The 10,982-nt window shown below is 62.3% G+C and carries 8 protein-coding genes; 4 read left to right on the top strand and 4 right to left on the bottom strand.

Annotated elements, in window-relative coordinates:
• Positions 1 to 13 precede the first annotated feature (13 nt).
• Positions 14 to 2,365: a M23 family metallopeptidase gene (locus AC07OK_RS27855; RefSeq protein ID WP_494693317.1), complete on the top strand. Its 2,352-nt coding sequence runs from the start codon at positions 14 to 16 to the stop codon at positions 2,363 to 2,365.
• A 2-nt stretch (positions 2,366 to 2,367) separates the two neighbouring features.
• Positions 2,368 to 2,883, top strand: a complete 516-nt coding sequence (locus AC07OK_RS27850; RefSeq protein ID WP_494693316.1) for a hypothetical protein — start codon at positions 2,368 to 2,370, stop codon at positions 2,881 to 2,883.
• Between the two features lie 130 nt (positions 2,884 to 3,013).
• Here the strand turns inward: AC07OK_RS27850 and AC07OK_RS27845 are convergent, their stop codons facing one another.
• The 4 genes from AC07OK_RS27845 to AC07OK_RS27830 form a co-directional block, all read right to left on the bottom strand.
• A complete protein-coding gene (locus AC07OK_RS27845; RefSeq protein ID WP_494693315.1) occupies positions 3,014 to 4,153 on the bottom strand; it encodes a GNAT family N-acetyltransferase in 1,140 nt (379 codons plus the stop codon).
• 61 nt (positions 4,154 to 4,214) lie between these two features.
• Positions 4,215 to 5,516, bottom strand: coding sequence for a cation:proton antiporter (locus tag AC07OK_RS27840; protein ID WP_494693314.1), 1,302 nt, complete (start codon positions 5,514 to 5,516; stop codon positions 4,215 to 4,217).
• 138 nt (positions 5,517 to 5,654) lie between these two features.
• The gene (bcaP, locus tag AC07OK_RS27835; RefSeq protein WP_494693313.1) at positions 5,655 to 7,043 is read right to left on the bottom strand and encodes a branched-chain amino acid transporter BcaP; all 1,389 of its coding nucleotides are present in this window, start codon (positions 7,041 to 7,043) and stop codon (positions 5,655 to 5,657) included.
• Between the two features lie 105 nt (positions 7,044 to 7,148).
• Entirely contained in the window at positions 7,149 to 8,297 is a 1,149-nt protein-coding gene (locus tag AC07OK_RS27830; RefSeq protein WP_494693312.1) for a sugar diacid recognition domain-containing protein, read from the bottom strand.
• A gap of 199 nt (positions 8,298 to 8,496) precedes the next feature.
• Between AC07OK_RS27830 and AC07OK_RS27825 the strand changes: the two genes are divergently transcribed.
• Entirely contained in the window at positions 8,497 to 9,819 is a 1,323-nt protein-coding gene (locus tag AC07OK_RS27825) for an MFS transporter (protein WP_494693311.1), read from the top strand.
• Between the two features lie 12 nt (positions 9,820 to 9,831).
• Positions 9,832 to 10,971 carry a glycerate kinase gene (locus AC07OK_RS27820; protein WP_494693310.1) on the top strand — a complete coding sequence of 380 codons (1,140 nt, stop codon included), beginning with the start codon at positions 9,832 to 9,834 and terminating at the stop codon, positions 10,969 to 10,971.
• The last annotated feature ends 11 nt before the right edge of the window (positions 10,972 to 10,982 follow it).

Below are 10,982 nucleotides of genomic sequence, written 5' to 3'. Positions count from 1 at the left end.
AACCATTTAACGCATGATTATCAGCCCACCATTTTTGCCGACACGAGCCACGGGCGCGAGCGACGCGGACTACATCGCTGCGGCGATGCCTGCGGCGACCGTCAATTGTCCCGGCACCAGCGTGCCGGAGGGCAGCTTTCCGGTTAGCCTGAAACTTGGTTGGCATGGCGGTAGTCACGTACATGCGCCCAGTGTGGGATCGGGTGTTTTACCTGTTCGTGCCATCGCGGATGGAGAGATCGTTTATGCTCGCCGGCCCACTGCGCAGGTCAACGACCCTGCGCATCCCCTGAATTACAATCCTTACGGCAGCTCGCCATCGTGGACTGACGATGGCATGGTCGTCATCCGTCACCGCACGGATACGGGATCGGGGCCAAACGCGGAAGCGGTGGAGTTCTATTCCGTCTTCGTACACCTGTCTTCCTTGCGGGGCAATGCGCTGAAAGTGGCGCAGGGTACGGCTTCAGCTGCAGAGCACCGGCTGTATCGTAAGGATGAACTGGGCGCCGCAGGCCGCATCTATAGTGCCGCCGACCACCTTCATGTCGAAATTGTGTGTGACGATGACAACCTGAATAAGTTAGTCGGGCGCAGGAGCGGTGCGCTGGCGTTAAACGTAGACGGTCGGCACGATGTCGTGTTCGGTGAAGTCTATTTTCATGTTCCAGCCGGAGCTCGCCTGTACGCGGACAAGCCGGCAGGCAATGTCACTGTGCCGGCGTCAGTGGCGACCGAAACTACATCGGCCGATCTTATCATTGGCATACGCTACGCCAGCGGCGATGGTGCTGCCGCGCAACGAGGTAGCGCATGGCTGACAAGCTATAATCCGGACGGTACCGTCGTCGGCACACCTATCGAGGATAGGAACGCCGACTATGACCTGTATGTTCGAGCGAGCGACATCAGTCACGCCTATCCGGAGAGCGTTCGTCCGGCACCTAGCGCCGTGTATGAATTACTGCGTTTTGGCCGTGTTCTGAACGCCCCCAATGAGGTGCTGGCGCCCGCTGATTGCCCTCATTGGCGCAGAGTTCAAGGCAACACCCAGACTGGCTGGGTAAATCTCAACGCCGCTGGCGTGCATAAATTCAGCGATGCGGATTTTCCGGGCTGGAAGGGCTGGAAGTTAGTCGACGATGACACCGACGACGACAGCAGGGCGGAGTCGGCACTGTTGCAAGCCGTGATTGAAGACGTCAGCAATGCCGATGGCCGCCTGACTCGCGAGGAATTGGAGCAGCGTATGGGGTTGCCCGAAGTACGTACAGCGCTGTCGCGATGCATCTGCAAATTTCCAAGCGAGTGGAACCGCGATAGCATCGATGCGCGCTGGGCATGGTTGCAATCCGATCCGGATTATGGTGTCACCGGTGAGGACTGGGCCAAGTTGCGTGCCCATATTGCGGCGCTGACCGTGCCTGTGGCATCACTGCCCGCTGCGCTGGCCGGAGCACATTGGCACTTTCAGCCGCAGGCCTTTCTCAGCCACTTCCGAAAATGCCAGTGGCTGAGCGCCGATGAATTCAAACAACTTGTGCCGCGACACGCGATGCGCCGCCATGCAGGAACATATTTGTGGGAAGCGGTGCAAACCAATCTGGCCTCGCCGACGTCCGTAGCCGCTAGCCAACGGGTCGGTTTGAACCGGATGACGCGTAAATATGGCATCAATTCGCCATTGCGGCTTGCTTCCTTTTATGGTAATGCGATTCAGGAAACACAATGGTTGGGTGTGCTGTCGGAAGGCAGCGGTTCTACGCTGTGGTATGCCCCATGGTATGGGCGAGGCTTTTTGCAACTGACGAATCCGGAAAACTTCATTAACTATTGGCGTTTTAGAGGCAGGCAGGTTCCGGACACCTTGAAGAATGCTTTGTCGCAGGCCTACAGCGCCATTGCCGGCCAGCCGGTGGCACAACGTAGCAATGCGACGTTAAGCGACGCGCATTATCCACAATTGACGGCTCAAATGCGCGGGTGGCGGGACGAAGTCAAAGGCGTCGCCATGGCAAACTCCACGGATTCTGGCTATGCACCTTCTGATAGCGCCGGTTTTTATTGGGCAAAGTTGCGTATGGCGTCTTATGCCGATGTCGACCATGCACTGTCCCGGATGGCGGTAACAACGAACCAAGGGGCCAAGGTATATTATCGCAGCCCGAGTTTCTGGCGTGCTTCGGCTGCGGTCAACCTTCCAGGCGCCATCAATAATCAATATTCCACAGCCTTGAATGGCTTTGATGCGCGGTGCGTGGCCTATGCCTATTCGCTCGCAGTGTTGTCCGAGACGCTGTTTCCGGACCCTGCGGGTAATCTTACATTGATGTTCCCTGAGGGCTATTTGCCGAGAAGAGGTTAGCTATGAAAAGAAGTTATCTGCTGTCGTTGATCGTCGTGTGTGCCGGCGCGATAGGGTGCCCGCAAATTGGGGTGACCGCGCCGCAGGAATTTACGATACCCAATTTTGATGCGGATAGCCCTGCCTGCGTCGTGAAGGTACCTGATACGTCGACGCAATGCACGGCGGAGAGCTGCAGGCTGCCGCTGCCCAAAGGTTCGACGCTCGAATCGTTGCAGCTTAACTTCAGTTGCCTTCCCAAGTCGGCTCCTACCGGATTTGAGAATCCGGCGCCAGAGGCCAAGATACAGTCTATTCGTGCCAAAAATTCCAAGGGTCATGTATCCCTGATCGATGATGTGCAGTCCGCACCTGCAGAACGATTACGTGAGCTGAATTTTTGCTTGTATGGGAAATTGAACAATTTCTGTGGAAACGCGAAAGTGCTCCGATTGAAAGACGGCGCCAAGGCTGATGGTACCAGCACGGTTAGAGCGTTTATTCAAGGCATGGAACTGCAGAACGAGATATCACAGTAAGGTGACGTTGACGCATCGTAACGGCGACTACCTTTTTGTTAGTTTAGCTTTTGGAATTTTCCGATATTTTGAAGCTGAGACTGCGGCTTCCTATCCTCATCGGTGCAAATGTAGCCCTACAAAAGCAAACCTATATCCGGGCTATCGCTTCCCTCGTCCTGCTAATTAATTTGATCAGACGCCGTGCCGTTGCGGTGGCTGCAATGAACGAGCCATGCATGGCACAGACCATGCGATTTCTCAGGCCCGCTCGCATCAACAGCACATGCCCGCGTTGTACGGTGACGTTGCTGGATTGGTAGCTGTGGCCGGGCGTGCCGTAACCGAGATCGATGCAGACGAAGCGATGGCCGCACAAATCTTCGATAGCCATGTGCAGTATCGTAGTTCCCACCGACAGATGATCGAGCGCATTGTCGTGAAAGATGTTGAACAGGTGCAGCGTGTCGCTTGATCGCAAGCCGAGTATCAACGCGCAGGGTTGGCCGCCGCAATCGATTTGGTAGCACAGCAGCATTCCGTGTTGCGCCAGGCTCTGCATTTCCTCTGCGGTCCATAGCTGCGCACGATGCGCTGGCGTGATCAGCCTGGCCAACGCCTCCAGCATGGACGCCAGTTGCTCCGGCCGTTCAATCCGATGCAAATCCAGTTGCCCGCCACCGTGGTCGCGCAACTGCCGTTGCTGCCGCTTGAGGTTGTAGCGCCGTTTGGAACCGAACTGCGCCATGAAAGCTTCAAAGCTGGCTGGCAAGGGAATCTGATGGCAATCGCGCCAGTTGTTTAGCAGGTGCTTGCGATAGCCGCGTGGGTTGCCGATGTCGTCACTTATGCTGCGCCACAGTTTGCTGTCCGACGGCAGCGACGTCAGCGAGATCGCGTGACATTTTGGGAACTGCTCCAGCAGGAACTCAAACAGCAAATCCAGCAACCCCGGCCGCGCGGACATCAACGGCGCGCTGCCCAGCAGGGCCACGCTGAACGCCGGCAGCGAACCGAAGCGCCAGCGGCCGGCGCTAAATTCAAAACTATGTTGCCGCAGCACCAGCGGCACCACGCCGACCACGGTGCGGCTGGCGCGCTCCAACACCGTGAACAGCCGCGGCGGCGCGTGCCGTGTTGCCGTGCCGCGCAGATAGTCGAAGAACTCCGGGCTCTGATACACGCGATCGTGACTCTCGCTCTCGGCCAGCAGTTCGCGCCAGCGCTGCAGCAGGGCGCTGTCGCCGATGTGATCGGTGGCGTCTTCAATCAGGTAGATATCGTTGGACATGGTCGCAAGACGATCCCACATCCCGCGCCGCCGCTTCTTGATGCACATCGAAGCGACGCGATCAGCGACGCCGGCGCCACACTGTGTCCATCAAAGGCTTGACACTGAAGCCGTGCACCAGTATCGACAGCATGATGACAAACAGCGCAATGCGCGTCAGCTGCGCCGCCAGTTTCGGCGCCAGCCCCGCTTCGATGGCAAACATCAGGTAATAGATCGAGCCGATGCCGCGCACGCCGAACCAGCCCGTCATGGCGCGCATGCGCAGGCTGGTGTCACTGCCGATGAGGCCGGCGAAAACGCTCAGCGGACGGGCGATCATGAACAGGAACAAGGCCATCCACAAGGCATCCCACTGCATGCTCTTCAGCGACAACATACCGCCCAGCAGCAACACCAACGTCAGCTCGGACAGCCGCTCCAGATGCTCCTTGAACACCAACGATCCAGCGCTGACGATGAGTGGCGCTTCGTGGGTTTCGCTGGTCTTGGCGGCTTCGGACTTGGCCGGGTCCGGTTCCATCAGACCGTGGCGGTCCTTGGGCGCGCCGGCCAGCACCAGTTCCGTCTGCCGCAAGGCGAGCGCCGCGAAGAACACCGCCAGGAAGCCCGATGCCTTGCACAGACTCGCTACGGCATACACGACTGCGATCATGCCCAGCCCCACCAGGTCATCCATGATTTCATGCTTGGGATCGCAACCGCGCAGGCGCCAGCTCAGCCGCGCCACCAGTGCGCCGGCCGCCACGCCGATCAGTACCGCGCCCGCCGTGGCCCACAACACGTCGACCAGCAGCCAGCGCAAGTGGTGCTCGCCGGTATCGACCACGCCCAGCATGCCGAGGCCGAGGATAACGAAAGGGAAGGCGCTGCCATCGTTCATGCCGGCCTCGCAGGTGAGGGTGAAGCGCAGCTGGTCCTTGTCACCGGCATGGCGCACCTGGACATCGGTGGCCAGCACCGGGTCGGTTGGCGCCAGGATGCCGCCCAGCAGGACGGCGGCCCCGGCCGGCAGGTGCAGCACGTAGTAGCCGAACAGCGCCACCAGCCCCACCGTCAGCGACATCGACAGCCAGGCCAGCCGCAGCGGCGCGTCCCAACGCTGCCGCTTGAACGGCACCGGCATCTTGATCCCGGCGGAGAACAGCGAGATCAGCAGCGCGATCTCGGTCAGCACTTCCAGCAGGGCCGATTGCAGCTTGGGATCGAAGCCGAAGATGTTGAGAAAGGTCGGCCCCAGCAAGATGCCGGCGCCCAGGTAGACGATGGCGGAGGTAAACGGCGACTTCGAGATCGTGGAGGCCGCCAGTCCGCGCGCCAGCATCAGGCAGCCGACGAGCAAGAACCATAGGGTGGTGTTCACACGCTCTCCTTCGCAGTGACGAGTCAGATGCTAGGCGGGTTTCGTGTTGTGGTCTGTGGGGTAAAGCACCCTGCGCGGAGCGGCAGGATAGGGATGGGCGCCGGCGAGGCAACTGGCCTCGCCGGGCTAACAGCAGGATTAGTTCAGCAGCGAACGCTTGCGGGCATAGCCGAAGTAGATGGCCAGGCCGATCGCCAGCCAGATCACGAAGGCGACCCAGGTGAACCAGCTCAGGTAGGTCATCAGCATGACGCAGAAGATCACGGCCAGGCCAGGAATCACCGGCACGCCAGGGCAGCGGAAGGCGCGCTTGAGGTCGGGACGCGTCTTGCGCAGGATGACCACGGCGATCGATACCAGGCTGAAGGCGGCAAGCGTGCCGATGTTGATCAGCTCGGTCAGCACGTTCAACGGCACCACGGCGGCGATCAGGCCGAACACGATGCCGACCAGCCAGGTGGCGAGGAACGGCGTGTGGAAGCGCGGATGCACGGTCGACAGGCGCTTAGGCAGCAGGCCGTCGCGCGACATGGCGAAGATGATGCGGGTCTGGCCGTAGGCCATCACCAGGATCACGGTGGTCATGCCGAGGATGGCGCCAAGGTTGACGAAGCCGGCGAACCATTTTTCACCGGCCACTTCCAACGCCAGCGAGACCGGATGGTCGATGCCCAGGAATTGCTTGTATGGCACGATGCCGGTCATGATGGCCGAAACGATCACATACAGCACGGTGCAGACGGCCAGCGAGCCGATGATGCCGATCGGCAGATCGCGCGACGGACGCTTGACTTCCTCGGCAGCCGAGGTCACCGCATCGAAGCCGATGAAGGCGAAGAACACCAGCGCGGCGGCGCTCAGCATGCCGTTGTAGCCAAACGGCAAAAACGGTTTCCAGTTGGCGGGCTCGACGTGACGCGCGCCGACCACGATGAACAGCAGGACCACGCCGATCTTGATGGCGACCATGATGTTGTTCAGGCGGGCCGACTCGCGCACGCCCCAGCTCAGCATGGCGGTCAGGATCAGCATGATGCAGAAAGCAGGCAGGTTGATCAGCGTATGCACGCCGGGAAGCGCGCCGGGCGCGGCCGTGAGCTCGACCGGCAGGTTGATGCCGAAGCCGGCGATCAACGACTGGAAGTAGCCGGACCAGCCGACCGACACGGCCGAAGTGGCCAGGCCGTATTCCAGCAGCAAGTCCCAGCCTATCATCCAGGCGGCCAGTTCGCCCAGGGTGGCGTAGGTGTAGGTGTAGATGGAGCCGGCCACCGGCACGGTGGAGGCGAATTCGGCGTAGCAGAGGGCGGCGAAGCCGCAGGCGATCGCGGCGATCACGAAGGACAGGGTCAGCGCCGGGCCGGCCGTCACCGCGCCGGTGCCCGTCAGTACGAAAATACCGGTGCCGACAATGGCGCCGATGCCCATGAGAATGAGGTCGAAGGGACCGAGTACTTTCGCCAGGCCGCCGGGTTTGCGGCTGTTGGCGATCATATCGTCCAGGTTCTTAGTGCGAAAAAGGCTCAAAATGGCTCCAGTTTTATTTTGGTTATCTCCGTACCCGAGTGTGTGCCTTGTGGGCGCTCGGGCGACGGCAAATAATACAGTAAGTTTCTGGCTATGCCGAGAGCGTTATGTTGTTAATAACGATGAGATATATAGCAGGAAACGATCCTCCAGCTTGCCCAGGTCCAGGCCGGTGATCTCGCCGATGCGGCGCAGCCGGTAATCCAGCGTATTGCGGTGGACGTGCAGGGCCTCGGCGGTGGCGGCCGGGTGACCGTCGTGTTCAAACCACACATTGAGCGTGCGTTGCAGTAACTCCTTGTTTTTATCCTGCGCCTTCAAGCGGGCGATGGGCAGGCGCAGCTGGTCCGCCTCCCAGCCCGAACCCAGTCCCGACAGCAGCACCGGCAGGGCCTGTTCGTAGTAGCTGAAGTGGGAGCGGCGCGGATGGCGGGCGCGGCCGATGCGGGCCGCCGTCTGGGCGCTCTGGTAGGAGATCGCCACGCCCGCCATGCCGGACTGGGCGATGCCCATGGTCAGCGTGTGCGGCTGTTCGCATTCCTCGTGCAGGATGGCGGCCAGCGCTTTCAGCTGGCGCTGCGGCCACTGGGCGTCGTGTGCGGCTGGGGCGTCGTAGAAGTCCAGCAGCACCAGCTGGTGGGCGCCGGCGGAGGCCGTCAGCGCCGACGGCTGCCGGGCCAGCATGCGCAGTTGCAGGCGCTGCAGCTCGCTGAGCGCCTGGTCGGTGCCCATCGCCTTGTCGTCCAGCTCCAGCAGGAACACCAAGTGGCTGCGTTCGAAATTGACGCCCAGCCGCCGCGCCCAGGCCGCGAGGTCGGCTTCGTGCGCCGCTTCGTAGCGGATCAGGTTGAGCACGAAGGCTTCGCGGTAGCGCGAGTCGCGCTGCAACTCGCCGGCCAGGTGGGCCTGTTCCAGGATCATCTCCGCCGTCAGCCGCACCAGCTCGCCGAACTGGCGCACCTGGTCCGGCACGCCGCTCAGGCCGACCGCGCCGCAGACCTGGCCGTTGACCGTCAGCGGCAGGTTGATGCCGGGCTGGGCGCCGTGCATATTGCGGGCGCTGGCACTGTCGATCTCCACCGTCAGCCGCTTGGCCAGGGCCAGCATGGCGCCGGCGTGCAGCTCACCGATGCGGGCCGGATTGCCGCTGGCCAGGATGGTGCCGTTGGCGTCCATCACGTTGACGTTGTAGGGGATGATCTTCATGGTCCGGCTGACGATGTCCTGGGCCAGCTCGGTGCTGAGTATGTACATGGCGTTTCTCCTCGTCCTACATTGTGCCAAAGAACAAGGAATCCACATAAATTCCGCGCCGGTTAAAGCATTTATTGTGCAGATGCCCAACAAATGCCCGAACTGCGGCGCAATTATGGTGCATTTGGCCGATGTTTTTTCGGAGTCGATTCCAGATAATCGACTGCACAGACTACCTATAAAAACCAAGGAGACAAGCATGAACACCACCACCACCGCCACGCCGTGGCCGGCGGCGTCCGTCCTGGACGGCGCGTACAAGAAGGCCAGCTGGCACCTGATACCGTTTATCTTCATCTGCTACTTCTTCAACTACCTGGACCGCGTCAACGTCGGCTTCGCCAAGCTGGAGATGCTGGATGCCCTCCATTTGAGCAACACCGTCTATGGACTGGGCGCCGGCATCTTCTTCATCGGCTACGTGCTGAGCGGCGTGCCGAGCAACCTGATCCTCCACAAGATCGGCGCCCGCCGCTGGATCGCGACGATGATGGTGGCCTGGGGCGCCTTGTCGGCCTGCATGCTGTTCGTGCACAACCCGACCTCTTTCTACGTGCTGCGCTTCTTCACCGGCGTGGCCGAGGCTGGCTTCTTCCCCGGCATGGTGCTGTACTTCACCCACTGGTTCCCGGCGCAGAAGCGCGGCCAGGTGATGGCGCTGTTCATGTCGGCGATACCGATTTCCGGCCTGGTCGGCGGTCCGCTGTCGGGCTGGATGTTGCAGCACTTTTCGGCCGGGCAGGGCGGCATGGCCGGCTGGCAGTGGCTGTTCCTGCTGCAAGGCTTGCCGACCGTGATCCTCGGCGTGGCAGTGTACTTCTACCTGAACGATGGCATCGCCCAGGCCAAGTGGCTGAGCGTCGAAGAAAAAGGCGCGATGCAAGCCGCGCTGGCCGGCGACGAGCAACAGCGCCAGGCCAGCAGCGATGTCGGCCAGACCTTCTCGGCCGTGCTGCGCAATGGCAGCGTGTGGATGCTGGGCGTGATCTATTTCTGCATCCAGATGGGTGTGTATGCGATCAACTTCTGGCTGCCATCCATCATCAAGTCGCTGGGTTACCAAAACTCCGGCACGGTCGGCTGGCTCAGTGCGATTCCCTATCTGTGCGCCGCCCTGTTCATGGTGTGGGCCGGTCGTTCGGCCGACCAACGCCGCGAGCGCCGCCTGCACGTAGCGCTGCCGATGGTCATGGGCCTCACCGGCCTGATGCTGGCGGCTAACTTCTCCAGCAATGCGCTGGTGGTGATGGTGGGCCTGAGCATGGCGACCATGGGTGCGCTGGCGGCGCTGGCGATGTTCTGGTCGCTGCCGTCCGCCTTCCTCGGCAGCGCGGCGGCGGCCGGCGGCCTGGCGCTGATCAACTCGCTGGGCCAGATCGCCGGCTTCGTCAGCCCCTTCCTGGTCGGCTGGATCAAGGACGCCACCCAGAGCACCGATACGGCGCTGTATATTTTGTCCAGCGTGCTGCTGCTTGGTGCGATACTGGTGCTGCGCGTACCCGCCAAACTGGTCAACCGTTGATAGAGTTTTTCAATGAAAATAGTCATTGCGCCCGATTCGTTTAAAGAGAGCCTGACCGCGCTGGCGGTCGCCAACGAAATCGAGGCCGGCTTCCGCGAGTTCTTCCCCGACGCGGAATACGTGAAGCTGCCGGTGGCCGACGGTGGCGAAGGCACGGTGCAGGCGATGATCGACGCCAGCGGCGGCCGCCGCGTCGAGCTGCAGGTGTCCGGCCCGCTGGGCGAACCGGTGGCCGCGTTCTACGGCCTGATGGGCGACGGCGCGACGGCGGTGATCGAGATGGCCGCCGCCAGCGGCCTGGAGCTGGTAGCCCCCGCGCAGCGCGATCCGCTGCGCACCAGCAGCTACGGCACCGGCCAACTGATCCGCGACGCGCTCGACGCCGGCGCCCGCCGCTTCGTGCTGGGCGTGGGCGGCAGCGCCACCAACGACGGCGGCGCCGGCATGGTGCAGGCGCTGGGCGGACGCTTGCTGGACGCAGCCGGCCGCGACTTGCCACCCGGCGGCGGCGCGCTGGATGGCTTGCAGCACATCGACCTGTCCGGCCTGGACGCCCGCATCAGGGACTGCGTGTTCGATATCGCCTGCGACGTCAGCAATCCGCTGGTGGGGCCGCAGGGCGCCTCCCATATCTTCGGCCCGCAAAAGGGCGCCACCGCGGCGATGGTCGAGCAGCTCGACGCCAACCTGCGCCACTATGCCGACGTCATCGCCCGTGAGTTGGGCCAGCAAGTGGCCGACGTGCCGGGCGCCGGCGCGGGCGGCGGCATCGGCGCGGCGATGCTGGTCTTCCTGGGCGGTAGCTTGCGTCCCGGTAGCGAGATCGTCACGGCGGCGGTGGGTCTGGACGCGGCCGTGGCCGACGCCGACCTGGTCATCACCGGCGAAGGCCGCATCGACAGCCAGTCCATTCACGGCAAGACGCCGATCGGCGTGGCGCGCGTGGCCCAGCGCCACGGCAAACCGGTGATCGCGATCGCCGGCTGCCTGGCGCCGGGCGCGGCGGTGGTGCACCAGCATGGCATCCACGCGGTGTTTGGCGCGGTCAGCCGGCCGTGCACGGTCGAGCAGGCGCTGGCCGAGGCGGCGCAGAACGTGCGTAGCGCCGCCCGCAATATCGCGGCCGTGCTCAGTTTGGGCGCCGGGCTGTAGCACAGGCGGCG

The organism is Duganella sp. GW821-FHT07G03 (genome assembly GCF_059418605.1).
The sequence above is the reverse complement of the archived record's forward strand: the minus strand, read 5'-3'. Positions and strand labels throughout refer to the sequence as shown.